The 18,687-nt window shown below is 61.4% G+C and carries 17 protein-coding genes; 11 read left to right on the forward strand and 6 right to left on the reverse strand.

Annotated elements, in window-relative coordinates:
- Position 1 precedes the first annotated feature (1 nt).
- The 11 genes from DSM110093_RS20005 (at position 2) to xylB (ending at position 12,637) form a co-directional block, all read left to right on the forward strand.
- Positions 2–916 carry an ABC transporter permease subunit gene (locus DSM110093_RS20005; protein ID WP_243268477.1) on the forward strand — a complete coding sequence of 305 codons (915 nt, stop codon included), beginning with the start codon at positions 2–4 and terminating at the stop codon, positions 914–916.
- On the forward strand, positions 916–1,884 hold the full coding sequence (locus DSM110093_RS20010) for an oligopeptide/dipeptide ABC transporter ATP-binding protein (RefSeq protein ID WP_243268479.1): 969 nt from the start codon (positions 916–918) through the stop codon (positions 1,882–1,884). Before DSM110093_RS20005 ends, DSM110093_RS20010 begins: the two co-directional genes overlap by 1 nt.
- Positions 1,881–2,888, forward strand: a complete 1,008-nt coding sequence (locus tag DSM110093_RS20015) for an oligopeptide/dipeptide ABC transporter ATP-binding protein (RefSeq protein WP_243268481.1) — start codon at positions 1,881–1,883, stop codon at positions 2,886–2,888. Before DSM110093_RS20010 ends, DSM110093_RS20015 begins: the two co-directional genes overlap by 4 nt.
- Positions 2,889–3,062: 174 nt before the next feature.
- Positions 3,063–4,121, forward strand: a complete 1,059-nt coding sequence (locus DSM110093_RS20020) for a LacI family DNA-binding transcriptional regulator (protein WP_243268482.1) — start codon at positions 3,063–3,065, stop codon at positions 4,119–4,121.
- Positions 4,118–5,413 carry a xylose isomerase gene (gene xylA / locus DSM110093_RS20025; protein ID WP_243268483.1) on the forward strand — a complete coding sequence of 432 codons (1,296 nt, stop codon included), beginning with the start codon at positions 4,118–4,120 and terminating at the stop codon, positions 5,411–5,413. The genes DSM110093_RS20020 and xylA overlap by 4 nt, the downstream gene beginning before the upstream one ends.
- A gap of 22 nt (positions 5,414–5,435) precedes the next feature.
- Positions 5,436–6,491 carry a sugar phosphate isomerase/epimerase gene (locus DSM110093_RS20030; RefSeq protein WP_243268485.1) on the forward strand — a complete coding sequence of 352 codons (1,056 nt, stop codon included), beginning with the start codon at positions 5,436–5,438 and terminating at the stop codon, positions 6,489–6,491.
- Positions 6,491–7,627 carry a Gfo/Idh/MocA family oxidoreductase gene (locus DSM110093_RS20035; RefSeq protein ID WP_243268486.1) on the forward strand — a complete coding sequence of 379 codons (1,137 nt, stop codon included), beginning with the start codon at positions 6,491–6,493 and terminating at the stop codon, positions 7,625–7,627. Before DSM110093_RS20030 ends, DSM110093_RS20035 begins: the two co-directional genes overlap by 1 nt.
- Positions 7,624–9,141 (forward strand): sugar ABC transporter ATP-binding protein, encoded by a 1,518-nt coding sequence (locus tag DSM110093_RS20040; RefSeq protein WP_243268488.1) that lies wholly within the window; start codon positions 7,624–7,626, stop codon positions 9,139–9,141. The genes DSM110093_RS20035 and DSM110093_RS20040 overlap by 4 nt, the downstream gene beginning before the upstream one ends.
- Before the next feature lie 11 nt (positions 9,142–9,152).
- Complete coding sequence (locus DSM110093_RS20045) at positions 9,153–10,151, forward strand: ABC transporter permease (RefSeq protein ID WP_243268491.1); 999 nt, start codon at positions 9,153–9,155, stop codon at positions 10,149–10,151.
- 33 nt (positions 10,152–10,184) lie between these two features.
- Entirely contained in the window at positions 10,185–11,132 is a 948-nt protein-coding gene (locus DSM110093_RS20050) for an ABC transporter substrate-binding protein (RefSeq protein WP_243268493.1), read from the forward strand.
- A 62-nt stretch (positions 11,133–11,194) separates the two neighbouring features.
- A complete protein-coding gene (xylB, locus tag DSM110093_RS20055) occupies positions 11,195–12,637 on the forward strand; it encodes a xylulokinase (RefSeq protein WP_243268496.1) in 1,443 nt (480 codons plus the stop codon).
- Here the strand turns inward: xylB and DSM110093_RS20060 are convergent.
- Genes DSM110093_RS20060 through DSM110093_RS20085 form a run of 6 tightly spaced genes read right to left on the reverse strand, consistent with a single transcriptional unit; the run spans position 12,629 to position 18,681 of the window.
- On the reverse strand, positions 12,629–14,101 hold the full coding sequence (locus DSM110093_RS20060; protein ID WP_243268498.1) for an amidohydrolase family protein: 1,473 nt from the start codon (positions 14,099–14,101) through the stop codon (positions 12,629–12,631). The two genes, xylB and DSM110093_RS20060, sit on opposite strands and share 9 nt — an antisense overlap.
- Positions 14,086–15,291 (reverse strand): amidohydrolase family protein, encoded by a 1,206-nt coding sequence (locus DSM110093_RS20065; protein WP_243268499.1) that lies wholly within the window; start codon positions 15,289–15,291, stop codon positions 14,086–14,088. Before DSM110093_RS20065 ends, DSM110093_RS20060 begins: the two co-directional genes overlap by 16 nt.
- 16 nt (positions 15,292–15,307) lie before the next feature.
- Entirely contained in the window at positions 15,308–16,045 is a 738-nt protein-coding gene (locus tag DSM110093_RS20070; RefSeq protein ID WP_243268500.1) for an aspartate/glutamate racemase family protein, read from the reverse strand.
- Positions 16,042–16,677 (reverse strand): flavin reductase family protein, encoded by a 636-nt coding sequence (locus tag DSM110093_RS20075; protein ID WP_243268503.1) that lies wholly within the window; start codon positions 16,675–16,677, stop codon positions 16,042–16,044. Before DSM110093_RS20075 ends, DSM110093_RS20070 begins: the two co-directional genes overlap by 4 nt.
- A gap of 4 nt (positions 16,678–16,681) precedes the next feature.
- On the reverse strand, positions 16,682–17,719 hold the full coding sequence (locus DSM110093_RS20080) for an oligopeptide/dipeptide ABC transporter ATP-binding protein (protein WP_243268505.1): 1,038 nt from the start codon (positions 17,717–17,719) through the stop codon (positions 16,682–16,684).
- A complete protein-coding gene (locus DSM110093_RS20085) occupies positions 17,716–18,681 on the reverse strand; it encodes an ABC transporter ATP-binding protein (protein ID WP_243268122.1) in 966 nt (321 codons plus the stop codon). The genes DSM110093_RS20080 and DSM110093_RS20085 overlap by 4 nt, the downstream gene beginning before the upstream one ends.
- Positions 18,682–18,687 lie beyond the last annotated feature (6 nt).

Genomic DNA, 18,687 nt, shown 5'->3' on the forward strand with positions numbered 1-18,687 from the left:
CATGGTGATGACATCCGAACAACGGGTCGAAGCCAGCGAGCTTGCGGGCAAGGGGCGTTCCCCTTGGGCCGACGCACGGCGGCGGTTCTTCCGCAACAAGGCGGCGCTGATGGGTCTGGTGATCCTCGGCTTCGTCGTGGCCTTTGCGCTTTTCGGCAACAGCCTCGCGCAATGGTCTAACGAGGAATTGGACTACAACGTCATGGGCCAGATCGTCGAACTGGGTGGGCCGTCGATTGAAAGCGGCCATTACTTTGGCACCGATGATCTGGGGCGCGATCTGTTCGCACGGACCGTGCAAGGCACGCAGATCAGCCTCGCTGTGGGCCTTGTCGGGGCGCTGATCGCCTGCGTCGTCGGCACGCTCTACGGCGCGGTGGCGGGTTACTTCGGCGGGCGTACCGACAGCATCATGATGCGGCTCGTCGATATCTTCATGGCCGTGCCCTATATGTTCGTGCTGATCCTGCTCTTGGTGATGTATGGCCGCTCGATCACCATCCTCTTTGCCGGTGTTGGTCTGATTTCATGGATGGAGATGGCCCGCATCGTGCGCGGCCAAACCCTGACCATCAAGGGCCGCGAATTCGTCGAAGCCGCCCGCGCCACGGGCGTTTCGGCCCCGGTCATCATCCTGCGCCATATCGTGCCCAACCTGCTGGGCGTGATCGCCGTTTACGCTACACTGCTGGTCCCGCTGATGATCCTGACGGAAAGCTTCATTTCGTTCCTTGGCCTTGGCATTCAGGAACCGCTGACCTCCCTCGGGGCGCTGATCTCCGAAGGGGCGGGGACCATCGCCTATGGCACTACCTGGCAGTTGGGTTTCCCACTGCTGTTCTTCTGTCTCACGCTCTTTGGCCTGTTCTTTATCGGCGACGGATTGCGTGACGCCCTCGACCCCAAGGATCGCTGATGTCTCTGCTGGAAATCGACAAGCTCTCTGTCACCTTCGACGGCGAAGATGGCCCCGTGCATGCGGTCAACGACCTGTCGCTGTCGATCAGCCGGGGCGAAACCTTGGGCATCGTCGGCGAAAGCGGCTCGGGCAAGAGCCAGACCGCCTTCTCGATTATGGGCCTGCTCGCGCCGAACGGGCGCACCGCTGGCTCGGTCCGGTTTGACAGGCAAGAGATTTTGGGCGCCAAACCCAAGGTGCTGAACAAACTCCGGGCCGAGCGGATCGCGATGATCTTCCAAGACCCGATGACATCGCTCAATCCCTATATGCGCATCGCCGATCAGATGACCGAGGTGCTGACCCTGCACCACGGCATGTCGAAACGCGCGGCACTGGCGGAATCGGTGCGGATGCTGGACGCGGTGAAAATCCCCGCAGCCAAAGAGCGCATTCGTCTCTTCCCGCATGAATTTTCGGGCGGGATGCGCCAGCGGGTGATGATCGCAATGTCGCTGCTGTGCAAGCCCGACCTGCTGATCGCGGATGAGCCAACCACCGCGCTTGATGTAACGGTGCAGGCGCAGATTATGGACCTATTGGGCGATCTGCAAAAGGATTTCGGCATGGCCACGATCCTCATCACCCATGACCTTGGCGTCGTCGCGGGCTTCTGCGAGCGGGTGTTGGTGATGTACGGTGGTCGAGTGATGGAGCAGGGCCCGACCGAGCCGCTCTTTGCCGAGCCGACGCACCCCTATACCCGTGGCCTTTTGGCCGCCGTGCCGCGGGTCGATGACCAAGACGCCACCATGAAGGCGATCCCCGGCAACCCGCCCAACATGGCCGCCCCGCCCGAAGGCTGCCCCTTCCGCCCGCGCTGCACCTACGCCGGCGAAGATTGCCGCGTGATGCCGCCACTTGCGCCTTTTGCCCAAGGCCGCGCCCGTGCCTGCCACCGCCCGATTGCGGAGGTCACCGCATGAGCCCGCTTCTGTCTGTTCGCGATCTGCACGTTCGTTTCCCCATCACCCGCGCTGGCGATATGCCTTGGACGAAGCCGCGTTTCCTACATGCTGTGAACGGGGTGAGCTTTGATCTGGAGCCGGGCAAAACGCTTGGCGTGGTCGGCGAATCCGGCTGTGGTAAATCCACCCTTGCGCGGGGTTTGATCCAGATGGTCCCGGCGACGGGGCAGGTGAACTGGCGCGGAGAGACGGACCTGCTGTCACTTTCACCCCGCCGGATGAAGCCCTACCGTTCTGAGATCCAGATGGTGTTTCAAGACCCTCTGGCCTCGCTCAACCCCCGCATGACGCTGGGCCAGATCATCGCCGAGCCGCTGCGCACGCACCGGCCCGAGATCTCTGCCAAGGAACGCCGCGCCCGCGTGGCGCAGATGATGGAGCGCGTGGGTCTGCTGCCGCAGATGATCAACCGCTATCCGCATGAGTTCTCGGGCGGCCAGTGCCAACGCATTGGCATCGCCCGTGCCCTGATCGTGGAGCCGAAGTTGCTTATCTGCGACGAACCGGTCTCGGCCCTTGATGTATCGATCCAAGCGCAGGTGATTGAACTGCTCAAAGAGTTGCAGCGCGATTTGGGGCTGGCGATGATCTTTATCGCCCATGACCTAAGTGTGGTGAAAAACATTTCGGACGAGGTTATGGTGCTCTATCTCGGCCGCATCATGGAAAAGGCCCCCAAGGCGCAGCTCTACGACAATCCGCAGCACCCCTATACACAGGCCTTGCTGTCCGCCGTGCCGATCCCCGATCCGGTGGCTGAACGCGCCAAAAAGATTGTGCCGATGACTGGCGATATGCCGTCACCGATGAACCCGCCTTCGGGCTGTGTCTTCCGTGGCCGCTGCCCCCGTGCGCAGGCAGATTGCGCCGAGGTGGTGCCAGAGCCGGGCAGCGATGTGCATCAGGTGGCTTGCATCCATCCCGGCCCGATGCTGGAAAACGAAATGACAGGAGGGCGCTGACGCCCTGCTGCCGCTTTAAATCCCTTTATAATAAAGCCTTAGAGCCGGTCGGTGCCGTGTCATCCCAAGAAAATGATATACGTCTATCAAAAATGATTGACGTATATCAAAATATCCTTATAGATAGGGTCAAGACGCGCCGCTTGGGAGGGTTGGCGCGATGGGGGAGGGATCATGACAAGTCCGACGCTGAGCGATGTCGCACGTGCTGCTGGGGTGAGCTATGCCACCGCAGACCGGGTGATCAACAACCGCGGAAATGTGGCTGAGAAGTCCATTTCCAAGGTGCGCGAAGCTGTTTCGGCGCTTGGATATGTGCGCAATGTCGCGGCGGCCAACCTGTCGCGGGGTCGCATCTACCGGCTCGCATTTCTGATCCCACGCGGTTCCAACGCTTTCTTCAACCGTATCCGCCAGCACATCGAGCACACCGCAAATCATCAGGCCTCCGAACGGGTCAGCGCCGAGGTGATAGAAGTCGCCGCCTTCGCAGTAGACGGGTTGCAAGACAGCATCACAGACCTGCTTATGCGTGAATTCGACGGTGTCGCCATCGTCGGGCTGCAAAGCGCCGCGCTTGAGGTACCTTTGGCCGAATTGCGCGCCAAAGGGGTGGCCGTGGTGGGCCTTGTCTCCGACCTGCCCCACGCCGCCCGCGCGGCCTATATCGGCATCGACAACATCGCCGCCGGGCGCACCGCTGGGCGGATGGTGGGTCTTGCCCACGGCGGGCAGGGTGGGAAGGTGCAAACTTTTGCAGGTTCGCTCAACGCGCGTGACCACGCAGAGCGCCTCGCCGGATTTCGCGAAGTGCTCAACGCTGATTTTCCGCAGATTACGCTGCTCGATCCGATCATGACCAAGGACGATGCGCAGGTGCTTCAGGCGCAGACGCAAGAGGCGCTGATCCAGCAAGGGCTGACGGCGCTTTACAATGTTGGCGCAGGCAACAGCGGCCTGATCGCCGCCCTTCGCGGCGGGCAGGGAACACGCCCCTTTTGCGTGGTGCATGAACTTGTCGCCCATTCCCGCCAAGCGCTGATGGCACGACAGATTGATCTGGTCATCGACCAACGCCCAGACGTGGAAATCAACCGCGCCTTTACCGTCCTGCGCGCCCTGATTGACGCGAAAGATTTGCCACCGATGCCGGACCTCGTGCCGACGATTTATGTGCGGGACAATCTGCCCGCCGACACATTGACCGATAAGATGAAGGCCCAAGACACATGAGTGATTTTTTTAAAGATATTAAGCCACTTTCCTATGATCCAGACGGCTCTGATCTGGGCTTTCGCCACTACAACCCCGACGAAGTGTTTATGGGCAAGCGGATGGAAGACCACCTGCGCTTTGCCGTGGCCTATTGGCATTCCTTCGCTTGGCCCGGCGGCGATCCCTTTGGCGGGCAAACCTTCGACCGCCCGTGGTTTGGCGAGACGATGGAATTGGCGCGCCTAAAAGCTGATGTGGCGTTTGAGATGTTCGATCTGTTGAACGCGCCCTACTTTTGCTGGCACGACGCCGATATCCGCCCCGAGGGCGATACCTTCGCCGAGAGCCTGCGCAATTTCGAAGAGATTATCGATTACCTCGGCACCAAGATGGAAAGCTCAAAAACCAAACTGCTTTGGGGCACGGCGAACCTTTTTGGCAATCGGCGCTTTATGTCAGGTGCAGCCACCAACCCTGACCCGGAGGTTTTTGCCTGGTCGGCGGCAACAGTCAAAGCCTGTATGGATGCGACCCACAAGCTGGACGGGCAAAACTATGTGCTTTGGGGCGGGCGCGAGGGCTATGAAACCCTGCTGAACACCGACCTGAAACGCGAACGCCAGCAGGCGGGACGTTTTTTGCAGATGGCGGTAGAGTATAAACACGAGATCGGCTTCAAGGGCGCTATTCTGGTCGAGCCGAAGCCGCAGGAGCCGACTAAGCATCAATATGATTTCGACGTCGCCACCGTTTACGGTTTCCTTAAGGAGTTCGGGCTGGAGGGTGAGGTTCAGATGAACATCGAACAAGGCCACGCGATCCTTGCGGGCCATTCGTTCGAACATGAATTGGCGCTGGCATCCTCGCTCGGGATTTTCGGGTCCATCGACATGAACCGCAACGACTACCAATCGGGCTGGGACACGGACCAGTTCCCCAACAACGTCCCCGAGGTCGCGCTGGCCTATTACGAAGTGCTTAAAGCGGGCGGGTTCACCACTGGCGGCACCAATTTTGACGCCAAGCTGCGGCGGCAATCGCTTGATCCGGTCGATCTGATCGCGGCCCATGCAGGCGCGATGGATGTCTGCGCGCGGGGCTTCAAAGCCGCCGCCGCGATGCTGGAGGATGGGACGCTCGAAGCCATGCGTGATGAGCGCTACGCGGGGTGGGAGACGCCCGAGGCGAAGGCGATGTTGGAGGGGGATCTGGCCAGCATCGCGGCGCAGGTCGCCAAGGACGGCATCAACCCGCAACCCCGCTCGGGCCGGCAGGAAATTCTGGAGAATATCGTGAACCGGTTCGTTTGAGCCGGGGAAAGGGAGGAACATAATGAAGACGATCAAGGGACCAGCGCTGTTTCTGGCGCAGTTTGCAGGCGACGAAGCGCCGTTCAACTCTTGGGACAGCATCACCAAATGGGCTGCCGATTGTGGGTACAAAGGCGTGCAGGTGCCCAGTTGGGACGCGCGGCTGATCGACTTGGCCAAAGCGGCGTCGAGCAAGGATTACTGCGACGAGTTCAAGGGCAAGGCAGTCGAGAACGGCGTAGAGGTCACCGAACTTTCGACCCACCTTCAGGGCCAATTGGTCGCGGTGCACCCGGCCTATGATACCGCCTTTGACGGTTTCGCTGTCGAAGAAGTACGCGGCAATCCGAAGGCGCGACAGGAATGGGCGGTCGAGCAGGTGAAGATGGCGCTTTCGGCCTCAAAGAACATGGGCATCGGCGCACATGCGACCTTCTCGGGCGCGCTGGCTTGGCCCTATGTCTACCCATGGCCACAGCGCCCTGCGGGGTTGATCGAAACGGCTTTTGATGAGTTGGCTGCGCGTTGGCTGCCGATCCTCAACCACGCCGAGGACTGCGGTGTCGATATCTGCTATGAGATCCACCCCGGCGAAGACCTGCATGACGGCATCACCTATGAGATGTTTCTGGAGCGCACGGGCAATCACGCGCGGGCCAACATGCTCTATGATCCCAGCCACTATGTGCTGCAATGCCTTGATTATATTGATAACATCGACATCTATAAAGACCGGATCAAGATGTTCCACGTCAAGGATGCGGAGTTCAATCCGACGGGTCGTCAGGGGGTCTATTCAGGCTACCAAAGCTGGACTGACCGTGCCGGGCGGTTCCGGTCGCTTGGCGATGGTCAAGTTGATTTCGGCGCTGTCTTTTCCAAAATGGCGGCGAATGATTTCGATGGTTGGGCCGTGGTGGAATGGGAATGCTGCCTGAAACACCCCGAAGACGGCGCGCGCGAGGGGGCGCAGTTCGTCTCCGATCACATCATCCGCGTAACCGACAAAGCCTTTGACGACTTCGCCGATGGCGGCACCGATGAGGCGGCAAACCGCAAGATGCTGGGGATCGACTGATGGCACGTATTCGACTTGGCATGGTGGGCGGCGGCAATGACGCCTTTATCGGCGGAGTGCACCGCATCGCCTCGCGCATCGACGACCGGTTCGATCTGGTCGCGGGCGCGCTGTCTTCGACCCCCGAAAAATCCGCCGCCAGTGCAGAGGCTTTGGGCATTCCACGGTCCTACGGCAGTTTTGAGGAAATGGCCGAGGCCGAAGCCGCCCGCGAGGACGGGATTGAGGCGGTTTCGATCGTCACCCCCAACCACGTTCATGCCGCTGCTGCAAAGGCGTTTTTGGCCAAGGGCATCCATGTGATCTGCGACAAGCCCCTGACCTCCACGCTGGAGGATGCAGAGGCACTGGAAACCACGGTGGCCGAGGCCGACGCGCTTTTCATTCTCACCCATAACTACACCGGCTATCCCATGATCCGCCAAGCGCGGGCGATGGTCGAAGCAGGTGATCTGGGCGATATCCGCATCGTTCAGGCAGAGTACCCGCAGGATTGGCTAACCGCGCCGATGGAAAACGAAGGCGTCAAACAAGCCGAATGGCGCACCGATCCCGCGCGGTCGGGCGCCGGCGGCTCGGTGGGGGACATCGGCACCCATGCCCATAACCTCGCCTGTTTCGTCAGTGGCTTGCAGGTCGAAAGCCTTGCCGCCGATCTGCAAAGCTGGGGGAAGGGGCGCAAGCTGGACGACAATGCGCATATGATGCTGCGTTTTGCTGGTGGCGCGCGGGGTATGCTGTGGTCAAGCCAAGTGGCCCCGGGCAACGAGAACGCGCTGAAATTGCGGATCTATGGCGACAAGGGCGGCATGGAATGGTCGCAGGAGGATCCCAACTACCTGTGGTTCACGCCCTTGGGAGAGCCGAAGCGTCTGATCACCCGCAACGGGGCAGGGGCGTCGGAGGCATCGCAATCCGTGAGTCGCATTCCCGGTGGCCACCCCGAAGGCTACCTTGAAGGGTTCGCGACAATCTATAATGAGGCCGCCGATGCGATCCGCGCGGTACAGGGCGGGGCGTCCCGCGAAAGCGCTATGGGCGTGCTCCCCGGCATCGCGGCGGGGATGTACGGAATGCGCTTCATCAACGCCTGCGTGACCTCTTCGGCGAATGATGCGGCGTGGACAAAACTATGAGCAACAGCCCCGTTCTTGCCCTGCGCGACGTGAGCAAAAGCTTCGGCTCGATCGAGGTGCTGCACGGCGTGACCCTCGCGCTGGAGCCGGGAACAGTTCATGCGCTCATTGGTGAGAACGGGGCGGGCAAATCCACCACGATGAAAATCATGGCGGGCTATCAATTGCCCAGCAGGGGCGATGTACAACTCGACGGCGCGCCGGTGCGGTTCAACAGCCTGCACGAAGGCGAGATGGCCGGGATCGTGATGATCCATCAAGAGTTCAATCTGGCCGAACAGTTGACGGTCGAGCAGAACATCTTTCTGGGGCGCGAATTGAAACGTGGGCCGCTACTCGACAAGGCCGAGATGCGGCGGCGCACGCGCGACTATCTTGATCGGGTGGCCTGCAACGTTTCCCCCGACGCGCTGGTGTCGGGCCTGTCGAACTCTGACAAACAGATGGTTGAGATCGCCAAAGCCCTATCGCGCGATGCGCGGGTGCTGATCATGGATGAGCCGACGGCGGTGCTGACCAAGCGCGAGACCGATGTGCTGTTCAAACAGGTCGCGGCGCTGCGCGCGGCGGGCACGGCGGTACTGTTTACGTCGCATAAACTCGATGAAGTGGCCGAGATCTCGGACCATGTGACCATCATGCGCGACGGGGCGGTGGTGCATTCGGGACCAACCTCAGACATCACCGAAGACGAAATGGCCACCGCCATGGTGGGCCGTGATGTGTCCGACCTTTATCCGGCGAAGCCCGGTGTCGCCGCAGACGCGCCAGAGGTGCTGTCGGTCGAAAACCTGAGCGTGCCGGGCTGTGCCAACAACGTGTCCTTTTCGCTCCGCCGTGGGGAAATTTTGGGCGTCGGCGGGCTGATCGGCTCGGGCCGGACGGAACTGATGGAAGGCCTCGCGGGTCTGCGCCCGGCGCGCTTTGATCGCGTGACGCTCTTTGACAAGCCAGTACATTTCAAACAACCCAGCGACGCGCAGCAGGCCGGGCTGTGCTACCTCACCGAAGACCGCAAACTGCGCGGGCTGCTGTTGGAACGCGGCATGCGCGAGAACCTGACGCTGCAGAACCTCCATAAATTCGGCGGTTTCCTGATCGACCGAGGTGCCGAGGAAGCGGCGCTAACCCATGCGATCAGCGAATTCGACATTCGCGCGGGCAGCCGTGATGTGCGCGTCGGCAATATGTCTGGCGGCAACCAACAGAAACTGCTGCTGGCGAAAATCATGCTCTCTGAGCCGCGCATCCTGATCGTCGATGAACCCACACGCGGCATCGACATCGGCACCAAACAGCAAATCTATGCCTTCCTGCGCAATTTGGCCGATCAGGGTCATGCGATCATCGTGATCACCTCTGAAATGCCCGAACTCATCGGCCTTGCCGACCGTGTGATGGTCATGCGGTTGGGCGAGGTCAGCGGCACGCTGAACGCGGATGAAATCACGGAAGACGCGATTGTGCGCCTCTCGATGGGGCTGCGCGCCGAACAAATGCCGATGACGGCCTAAGGAAACCGAAGATGACAGATGTAACCACACCTCACACCAAAAGCTTCCGGATGCCGTCGATGTCCGTCCTCGGGCCAATCATCGCGCTGATCGTCCTTTTGGTCATCGGCGCGCTGATGAACTCCAACTTCCTGAGTGCGGCGAATATCACCAACGTGCTTGCGCGCTCGGCCTTCATCGGGATCATTGCGGTGGGCATGACCTTTGTCATCACCGCCGGGGGGCTTGACCTCTCTGTCGGGTCGATGGCGGCCTTTATCGCGGGGCTGATGATCTTGGTGATGAACGCGGCGCTGCCCAGCCTTGGGATTGGCGTGCCGATCATCTTGTTGGGGATGTTCACGGCCATCGTCGCGGGGCTGCTGGCGGGGTTGTTGAACGGCTTTTTGATCACCGCCCTTGGCATTGAGGCCTTCATCGTCACGCTTGGCTCCATGGGCATCTACCGTTCGCTGGTGACGTGGCTGGCCGATGGCGGCACCCTGTCGCTCGATTTCGGGCTGCGCAGTTTCTATCGGCCCGTGTATTTCGACGGCATCCTCGGGATCAGTTGGCCGATCATCGTCTTTGCGCTGGTGGTCATCATTGGTGAGATCATCATGTCGCGCACCGTTTATGGCCGCCACTGCGCCGCCACGGGCTCCAACGAACATGTCGCGCATTATTCCAATGTGAACGTTAACCGCACGCGGCTGATCTCTTATGCCGCTCTGGGCATTTTGGTGGGCATCGCCACGATCATGTATGTGCCGCGCCTCGGCTCGGCTTCGGCCTCGACCGGGGTGCTGTGGGAGCTGGAGGCGATTGCCGCTGTGATCATCGGCGGCACCGTGCTCAAGGGCGGTTTCGGTCGGGTCTGGGGCACGGTCATCGGCGTGCTGATCCTAAGCCTCATCGGCAATATTCTGAACCTCACCGATTTCGTATCGCCATATCTCAACGGGGCGATCCAAGGGATTATCATCATTCTCGCTGTGATCCTACAGCGCGAAAGGAAGACGGCGCTTTAAGCCGTAGTTGAACGCTTCATGGGAGGAGCAAAAATGACATTTACCAAAACATTCATTGCCACCGCGCTGGCCACGGCTGTCGGTACGGGCGCCTTTGCCCAAGAGACCAAAGTCATCGGCGTCTCGATCCCGGCGGCGACCCACGGCTGGGCGGGGGGCATGAACTTCCACGCCAAGGAAACCGTCGAGCGGCTGGAAGAGGTCTATCCCGATCTCGACTTCGTCCTCGCCACCGCGTCGGACCCCGGCAAGCAGGTGAATGATATCGAAGATATGGTCGCCACGCGCAACATCGACGCGCTGGTGGTGCTGCCGTTCGAATCCGACCCGCTGACCCCGCCGGTGCAGGCTGTGGCCGAAGGCGGTGCATGGGTGACGGTGGTCGACCGTGGTCTCTCGGTCGAGGGGATCCAAGACCTCTATGTTGCGGGTGACAACAGCGGCTTTGGCAAGGTCTCGGGTGAGTTCATGGCCCAGCAGATGCCCGACGGCGGCGACATCGTCGTGCTGCGCGGCATCCCCACCACCATCGATAACGAGCGCGTCGAGGGGTTCAACACTGCCATCGAAGGCGCCGGGATCAACGTGCTCGATATGGAGCACGGCAACTGGAACCGCGACGACAGCTTTACCGTGATGCAGGATTTCCTGTCGAAGTATCCCAACATCGACGCGGTGTGGGCTTCGGACGATGACATGGCGATTGGTGTTCTGGCCGCGATCGAAGCCGCGGGGCGCGATGACGTGAAATTCGTGCTCGGCGGTGCTGGTATGAAAGAGATGATCAAACGCACAGCCGATGGCGACGCGATGATCCCGGCCAATGTGACCTATCCGCCGTCGATGATCGCCACCGCGATTGAACTGACCGCCGTGGGCCTCACCTCCAACGCGCCGGTGTCGGGCACATTCGTGATCGGCTCGGTGTTGGTGACGCAAGAGAACGCGATGGATTTCTACTATCCCGACAGCCCGTTCTGATGAACAGCGCCACCGGCAGGCTGCCGGTGGCAATTTCCCACTTGTGAAGTAATGAGTACCGCATGACCTATCTCGGCTTGGACCTAGGCACCTCGGGCGTCAAAGCGCTTTTGATCGACGAAGGCCAAAGGGCCTTGGCCGAGGGTCATGCCCCGTTGGAGGTCCAGCGCCCGCACCCGATGTGGAGCGAGCAGGACCCCCAATCATGGATCACCGCCTGCGAGGCCGCGATTGCGCAGGTCCGCACGGCGGCCCCTGTGCACTTCGCAGCGCTGCGCGGCATTGCTGTGTCGGGCCAGATGCACGGGGCAACCTTGCTTGACGCAAACGACCGACCCCTGCGCCCGGCAATCTTGTGGAACGATGGCCGCGCCCACGCCGAATGCGCGGAGCTGGAAGCACGCGCCGATTTTCGCGGGCTAGGCGGCAATATCGTCATGGCAGGTTTCACCGCGCCCAAGCTGCGGTGGGTGCAAAAACATGAGCCTGAGGTTTTCGCGCAGGTTCGCAAAGTCTTGCTGCCCAAAGACTATGTCGGCCTTTGGTTGACGGGCGAACATGTGTCTGAGATGTCTGACGCGGCGGGCACGCTTTGGCTTGATGTGGCAAAGCGCGATTGGTCTGATGCATTGCTCGCCGCCACGGACCTCACCCGCGATCATATGCCCAGATTGGTCGAAGGCAGCGCGCGGGCCGGAGGACTTCGGGCTGAGCTTGCCACAGAGTGGGGCGTCGGCAACGTCGCGGTTGCGGGTGGCGCGGGCGACAACGCGGCCACCGCCGTGGGGCTGGGGCTAGTGGAACCGGGGCAGGGGTTTCTGTCACTCGGCACATCGGGGGTGCTCTTTTCCGTAACCGACCGTTTCGCGAGCAATACCGAGAGCGCTGTGCATAGTTTCTGCCACGCGGTTCCCGACACTTGGCATCAGATGGGCGTGATCCTGTCGGCCACGGATGCGCTGGCATGGCTGGGGCAGATCGCCGGGCAAAAGCCTGCGGTGCTTGCGGGGATGGTTCGAGACGTGACCCAACCCTCGCCGATCACCTTTTTGCCCTATCTTTCTGGCGAACGAACCCCACATAACGCGCCGGATGCCACCGGTGCCTTCCACGGTCTGCGCCGCGCGCATGAGCTGCCCGATATGGTCCAAGCCGTGATGGAAGGGGTCGGCTTCGCCTTTGCCGATTGCTGTCGCGCGCTTGCGCAATGCGGCTCTTTGCCAGAACGGGTTTGCGTTGCGGGCGGCGGCAGCCAGTCTGAAACTTGGTTACAAATGATCGCGGATATCACTGGCTTGACGCTCGACGTGCCGGAAAGCGGCGCACAGGGCGCCGCCCTTGGGGCGGCGCGCCTTGCGAAACTGGGCAGCGGCGATGCCGCGAAGGCAGAGGTAATTCGACCGCCCCAGATCAACAAAAGTATCGCGCCCAATCCTGCGCTCAAAGAGGCCTATGCCGAAAGGTATGCGGCCTTCCGCACAGCATGGGACAGCGCGTCAGCCTAGAGGATAGCTTGTGGGGAAAATTTCCTCGACCGGCGGATGGAACAGCGTCCGATCCGGGTATTGGGCTACCATCGCATCGAACTGCGCCTGCGTGCGGCGGTGAAAATCCGCCTCGTCAACGCCGGGGATGATGCCATCTCGCATGACAAACTGGCCAGCAATCATCACGTCCGACACATCCCTTCCAGAGCCATTTAGCAACAGGGTCTGGATTGGATCAATGAGCTGCCCGATGGCAGGATTATCAAGCCGGATAACATTCAAATCTGCCGCAGCACCGGGGGCGAGCCGCCCCAGATCTGGCCTGTTCAACGCCTCCGCTCCGCCCAAGGTCGCCGCATCGTAGAAATCAGCAGCGCTCACACAGGTCGGATTACCTTCGGCAATGCGCGCGGTCATCACCCCTAGCGCCATATTCTGGATCATATCCGCCGGATGCGTATCGGTGCCCATGCCAATGGTCACCCCAAGGTCGCGGAAGCGTGGAAAGGACCGCATCACCTTACCGCCCCGCGCCATTACCAGCGGGCAATGCACCAATGCCGCACCCGATTGGCGCAGAATGTCATGGTCCGGCGCGCCATGGGTGATCCCGTTGATGCCCGACAGGAACAACCCATGTGGCAGGATCGTTGCGGGGGCGAAGAAGGCGGTGTCCCGCAGCAATTCCAGCGGGCTTTTGCCGTGCTGTTGCAACACCAGATCGTATTCCAGCCGGGACTGGCAGCAATGCAACCGGATCGGCACGTCATGGGCGCGTGCGGCGGCACCGCTTCGGGCCAGTAGGTCGGGCGTACAGGTCTCGATCCGGTCGGGCGTCAGCATCGTGCGGATCAGGCCGCTGTGGGTGTTCTCATGGCGGGTGATGAAGGCTTCGGCATCGGCAAGCCCCTGAAATCCCCGCGCTTCGTCATAGTGAAAACCGATCTGCCGCTCCGCATTCACCACTAGATTGCCGCTGCGATAGGCGGGGCCGAGGTAAACCCGCAGCCCGAGGTCTGCTGCTGCATCCGCTGCGGCGTCGAATTCTTCCGCAGTCTCTCCCCATGCACGGTAGAATAGCGAAGCGATGGGCAGTGCGGTGGTGATGCCGTTGCGAATAAGCCGTGTGAAGGCGTAACGTTTTTGAAATGCCAGTTCCTCGGGCGAGTACATCTCGCGCGGGCCAGCCTGCATGTAGCTTTCTGGCCAAACCCGACCTTTGAGTTCGGGTGGATGGTTGTCATAGCCCAACACCGTGGTATCGAGGTCAGCCAGCGCGTCTAGGTCGATGAACCCCGGCCCGATCAGCGTCTCTCCAAAATCTATGGTTTCTGCCACCTCGCCGTCGAAGTCATGGCCGACGTGGAGTACTTTCTCGCCTTCAACGACGACTGTACCGTTGCGGTAGAGGCGGTGCTGACCGTCTGCGTGGCCGACGACCCAAGCGGCGGTCAGAGCCGTGCGCTTCACGCCGTTTGCCATGCCGCCTCCGTCACGCCATCACGGGCCACGATCTGCCCACCGGAAATGACCAACCTGCGCGGCGGGCGCAGGGTGATCGCTTCCGACACCGCCTCAACATCCACCAGCACCAGATCGGCCCGGCTGCCTTTGGTGAGGCCGTAGCCCTCCAGCCCCATCACCCGCGCGCCGTCAGTGGTGCAGGTGTCGAGCGCCCAGGCGACCTCAACATCGGCGCGGAAATTGTTGCGCAGGCCGACAAGCATCGCGCGTTCCAGCATGCAGGCGTTGCCGTAAGGCGTCCACGTATCACGGATGCCATCATTACCCGCACAGATCGCGATGCCCCGTTCGCGGCAGGCCGCGACCGAAGGCACCGGGCGCGAAGCAGGCGCGGTGGTGGCCAGCGAGATTTCCAACGCGGCGATCCGGTCAAGCAATCCCGCCACCCGCGCCTGATCGTTCATGCCAAGGCAGAAGGCGTGGCTCACGGTCACCTTGCCCTGCATCGCCAGCGCCTCGGCCCGGTCGAGGATCATCTCAAGGCTGAATGCGCCCATTTCACCCGGCTCGTGCAGATGAATGTCGATCTGTTTGCCGTGTTTTTCGGCCAAGCCAAACACCGCATCAAGCTGACCCTTAGGGTCACGGTCAATGCCGCAAGGGTCCAACCCGCCGACAATCTCGGCCCCGTTGCGCAAGGCTTGGTCCATTAACTCTACCGTGCCGGGGCGGATCATCAGACCCGATTGCGGGAAAGCGACGATTTCGATCTGCATCACTTCGGCATAGCGTTCACGTGTCGCTGCAACGCCTTCAAACAAGCTCAGCCCGTGATCTGTATCGATATCTACATGGCTGCGGATCGCGGTGGTGCCTTTCGAGAGCGCCAACGCCACCTGCCGCGTCGATTGGCGGGCGGGGTCCATGTCAAGCTCATGGCGCAGCGTGCGCTCGGTGTCGATCATCTGTTGCAGGCTTTTGCCTTGTTGGTGAGGGTGCCACGGCATGCCCCAAAGTGTTTTGTCCAGATGAGCATGGGCATCGACAAGACCCGGCAAGGCCAGCGCGCCGCCGCAGTCTTCGATGGTGATATTACCGCTTGGGGTGATCTGAGGGGCAATACGGGTGAAACGCCCGCCCTCGATCAGGACATCGGTCTGGGCCGCGCCCATCAGACGCAGATTTTTTAGCAGCAAGGGCTTGGTCATGGGGTGTCCTGTCTTATCACGAAAGGGGTGCGACGCGCGGCTGCGGTTCAGCGGGTTGCTTGACGCGGGGCAGGGCATAGGCACCGGTTTTGGCGGTGACCAATCCGGTGGCGGCAAGCGCTGCGGCCATGCGGATGGCAAAGCCCACGCCGTCGATCACCGGCACGCCTGCGTCGCGGCCCAGTTGCTCCAGATGCGCGCTCATCCCAGCACAGCCAAGCACGACCGCTTCGGCGCGGTCTTCTTCGACAGATTGGCGGATCTTGCGGGCGATCAGCGGTAGTGTTTGCACGGGCGCAAATTCAAGGTCCAACACGGGGATATCGGCAGCGTGTACCGCACAAAGCCCGCGACCGCAGCCGTAGCGATCACCAAGGTCTTCGATGATCGGCACGGCGCGGGGTAGGGTTGTGACCACGGAAAAGCGCTTGGTAATTCGGCCAGCTGCGATCAACGCGGCCTCGCACAGTCCAATCACCGGCCCCATTGCCACGGCGCGCGCGGCATCAAGGCCCGGATCGTCAAAACATGCGATTACATGGGCCACCGCCCCCTGCGCCTCGGCGGCGAGAATGGCATCGAGCATGGCGGGCACGGCGCGGGCCTCGTCGGCGTAGCCTTCGATGCTGGGCGGCGTGCCACGTGCAGTGGCAGCCATGATCTCGATCCCCGGCCCGGCATGGGCGCGGGCGGTGCGAGCGATGGCATCGGTCATGCCCGGTGTCGAGTTTGGATTAATCAGGTGAATTTTCATGGCACGGCTTTCCGTTTCACGCCAGTGGGATGCTGGGTGGGGACTTTCAGTTCAAACTGTCTGTCAGAGGTGATGTAATTGTCGGCATGGAGCCGCGCGATAGGTTGGTAATTTTCGGGCCTCACATAGCGGCCTGCGTCATCAAGACAATTGTCGCGGATATGCATCTGTACGACCCGACCCAGAATGATCTCGCGCCGCTCGTAGCGGATGGTCTCGGCCACCACACATTCCATGGCGCAGGGGCTTTCCGCGATCCAACCCCCTTCGATCTGGCTGGCGGGCGTCATGGTCAGCCCGGCGGTGGCGATCTCGTCCACGTCCGGCTCATAACTGATGCCGCAGGTGATCATCGCTTGCGCCAGCGCCATGTCGACCATGTTGATGCAGAAACTCTGCCGGGCGTTGATGTTGTTCACCGTGTCTTTGACCGTGCCATCTGGCCGGGTCTGGATGCCAAGGATCACGATGGGCGGCTCTTGTGAGAAGACGTTGAAAAAGCTCATGGGCGCGGCATTGGCCACCCCATCGGGGCAAAGCGTCGTGACCAGCGCGATGGGGCGCGGGGCGACGAAGCTAGACAGCAAGCGATAGCGGTCGCGCTCGGGCAGGGTAGTGAAATCAAACTCCATTGCGTTACTCCGCCGCCAGTCTGAGCCATGCGGGCAGGCGCCCTTCGTCCGCTGCGTGGCAGGCAGATTTCTGTCCGCCCGCCCGAAGGTTCAACTCAGGTGACACGCTGCGGCAGATGTCATTTGCCAACGGACAACGTGGGTGAAAGGCGCAGCCGGGCGGGGGCGAAATCGGGTTTGGCACTTCGCCCGCCACCGGGGCACGCTCAGTCCCGCCAACGGTGAGTTTAGGCACGGTTTCCATCAGCAGCCGGGTATAGGGGTGCTGCGGGTTCTCGAAAATCTGTTCCTTCGGGCCGACCTCGACGATCTTGCCCAGATACATTACCGCCAGCACATCGGCCATGTACCAGACCACCGCCAGATCGTGGCTGATAAAGATGTAGCTCATGTTGAACTCATCCTGCAGATCTTTCATCAAGTTGAGGATCTGGCTCTGCACACTCACATCCAGCGCCGAGGTCGGCTCGTCGCAGATCAGCAGTTCGGGCCGTGTGGTAAGCGCACGGGCAATTGAGAGGCGCTGGCGCTGGCCGCCCGAAAACTCATGCGGAAACTTCTTGGCGTCGGCAGGGTTCAGCCCCACTTGGCTCAGCAGTTTTTCCACCTCGCGGGTCACCTCGGCGCGGGTCTTACATATACCAAAGTTCTTCAGCGGCTCGCCAATGATGTCGCGCACCCGCCAGCGCGGGTTGAGCGAGGCATAGGGGTCTTGAAAGATCATCTGCATCCGACGGCGCAGTTCGGGGGGATTGCCGGGGGGCATATGGGTGATGTCTGTCCCCTCAAAGCGGATTGCGCCCGCGCTTGGGGTGTGCAGCCCCATCAGCAACCGCGCTACGGTGGACTTGCCGCAGCCGGATTCGCCCACCACGGCAAAGGTCTTGCCGCGCGGCACGTCAAAGCTGATGTCGTTCACCGCCGTCAGGATACGGCGCGGACGGCGCTCCAGCAGCCGGTTAAGAAAGGGTTCGGACACGTCAAAGCGTTTGGAGATGTTCTGCACGCTCAGGATGTCATCGGGGGCGATTTGAGGGGTCATGCTGTCTCTCCATAAAGGTGGCAGGCAACTTGGCCGGTGCCGGCGTCTTGCGGCGCGGGGCGGATGCTGTGGCAATGTTCCATCGCCCGGGGACAACGGGGCGCAAAGGCGCAGCCGGGCGCGGGGTTGCGCAGGCCGGGCATGGCGCCTTCGATCTGCGTGAGGCGGCGGTCGCGGTTGCCGATCTGCGGAATCGAGGCCATGAGGCCCCGCGTATAGGGGTGCAGCGGCTCTTCGATGACCTGTTTGACGTCGCCAATTTCAACCAGCCGCCCGGCGTACATCACCGCGACGCGGTCGGCGGTCTCGGCTATCACGCCCATGTCGTGGGTCACCAGCACCACCGCCGTGCCATTCTCGCGGCAGAGCCGTTTCAGCAAGGCGAGGATCTGCGCCTGCACGCTCACATCAAGCGCCGTGGTCGGCTCATCCGCGATGATCAACTTTGGTTCAGCACAAAGCGCCAGCGCGATCACCACCCGTTGCCGCATCCCCCCAGAGAATTGGTGTGGATACTGGTCGAGCCGTGCCTCGGGGGCGGGGATGCCGACTTCGGCCAGCCAGTCGATGGCGCGTTGGCGAGCCGTCTTCTGGTCAAACCCCAGATGCACGCGCATCGTGTCGATCAACTGCTCGCCCACGGTATAAACCGGGTTGAGGCTGGTCAGCGGGTCTTGGAAGATCGCGCCGATCTCCTTGCCTCGAATGCGGCGCATCTTTTCGGGGGGCAGGTTGTCGATCCGCTCCCCACGTAGTCGCACCTCGCCCGAGCGGATCAGGCCGGGTGGTTCGATCAGCCCGGTGATCGCAGCACCCGTGATCGATTTGCCCGCACCGGATTCACCGACCAGCCCTAGAATTTCACCCTCATCGAGATCGAGGCTTAGCCCTTTGACCGCTTCCAGCGGACCACGGCGGGTGGGGAATTCGACAACGATATTGTCCAGTTCAAGAAGTGACATTGGGGT

The sequence above is a fragment of the Sulfitobacter sp. DSM 110093 genome (assembly GCF_022788715.1).
Lineage (GTDB): Bacteria > Pseudomonadota > Alphaproteobacteria > Rhodobacterales > Rhodobacteraceae > Sulfitobacter.

Excerpts from the sequence above, each read along its gene's own strand:
- DSM110093_RS20070 (WP_243268500.1), bottom strand. The coding sequence starts at position 16,045 with ATGAAAATTCACCTGATTAATCCAAACTCGACACCGGGCATGACCGAT.
- DSM110093_RS20050 (WP_243268493.1), top strand. The coding sequence starts at position 10,185 with ATGACATTTACCAAAACATTCATTGCCACCGCGCTGGCCACGGCTGTC.
- DSM110093_RS20030 (WP_243268485.1), top strand. The coding sequence starts at position 5,436 with ATGAAGACGATCAAGGGACCAGCGCTGTTTCTGGCGCAGTTTGCAGGC.
- DSM110093_RS20040 (WP_243268488.1), top strand. The coding sequence starts at position 7,624 with ATGAGCAACAGCCCCGTTCTTGCCCTGCGCGACGTGAGCAAAAGCTTC.
- DSM110093_RS20035 (WP_243268486.1), top strand. The coding sequence starts at position 6,491 with ATGGCACGTATTCGACTTGGCATGGTGGGCGGCGGCAATGACGCCTTT.
- xylA (WP_243268483.1), top strand. The coding sequence starts at position 4,118 with ATGAGTGATTTTTTTAAAGATATTAAGCCACTTTCCTATGATCCAGAC.
- DSM110093_RS20065 (WP_243268499.1), bottom strand. The coding sequence starts at position 15,291 with ATGACCAAGCCCTTGCTGCTAAAAAATCTGCGTCTGATGGGCGCGGCC.
- DSM110093_RS20045 (WP_243268491.1), top strand. The coding sequence starts at position 9,153 with ATGACAGATGTAACCACACCTCACACCAAAAGCTTCCGGATGCCGTCG.
- DSM110093_RS20075 (WP_243268503.1), bottom strand. The coding sequence starts at position 16,677 with ATGGAGTTTGATTTCACTACCCTGCCCGAGCGCGACCGCTATCGCTTG.
- DSM110093_RS20085 (WP_243268122.1), bottom strand. The coding sequence starts at position 18,681 with ATGTCACTTCTTGAACTGGACAATATCGTTGTCGAATTCCCCACCCGC.
- xylB (WP_243268496.1), top strand. The coding sequence starts at position 11,195 with ATGACCTATCTCGGCTTGGACCTAGGCACCTCGGGCGTCAAAGCGCTT.
- DSM110093_RS20005 (WP_243268477.1), top strand. The coding sequence starts at position 2 with ATGGTGATGACATCCGAACAACGGGTCGAAGCCAGCGAGCTTGCGGGC.
- DSM110093_RS20060 (WP_243268498.1), bottom strand. The coding sequence starts at position 14,101 with ATGGCAAACGGCGTGAAGCGCACGGCTCTGACCGCCGCTTGGGTCGTC.
- DSM110093_RS20010 (WP_243268479.1), top strand. The coding sequence starts at position 916 with ATGTCTCTGCTGGAAATCGACAAGCTCTCTGTCACCTTCGACGGCGAA.
- DSM110093_RS20015 (WP_243268481.1), top strand. The coding sequence starts at position 1,881 with ATGAGCCCGCTTCTGTCTGTTCGCGATCTGCACGTTCGTTTCCCCATC.
- DSM110093_RS20020 (WP_243268482.1), top strand. The coding sequence starts at position 3,063 with ATGACAAGTCCGACGCTGAGCGATGTCGCACGTGCTGCTGGGGTGAGC.
- DSM110093_RS20080 (WP_243268505.1), bottom strand. The coding sequence starts at position 17,719 with ATGACCCCTCAAATCGCCCCCGATGACATCCTGAGCGTGCAGAACATC.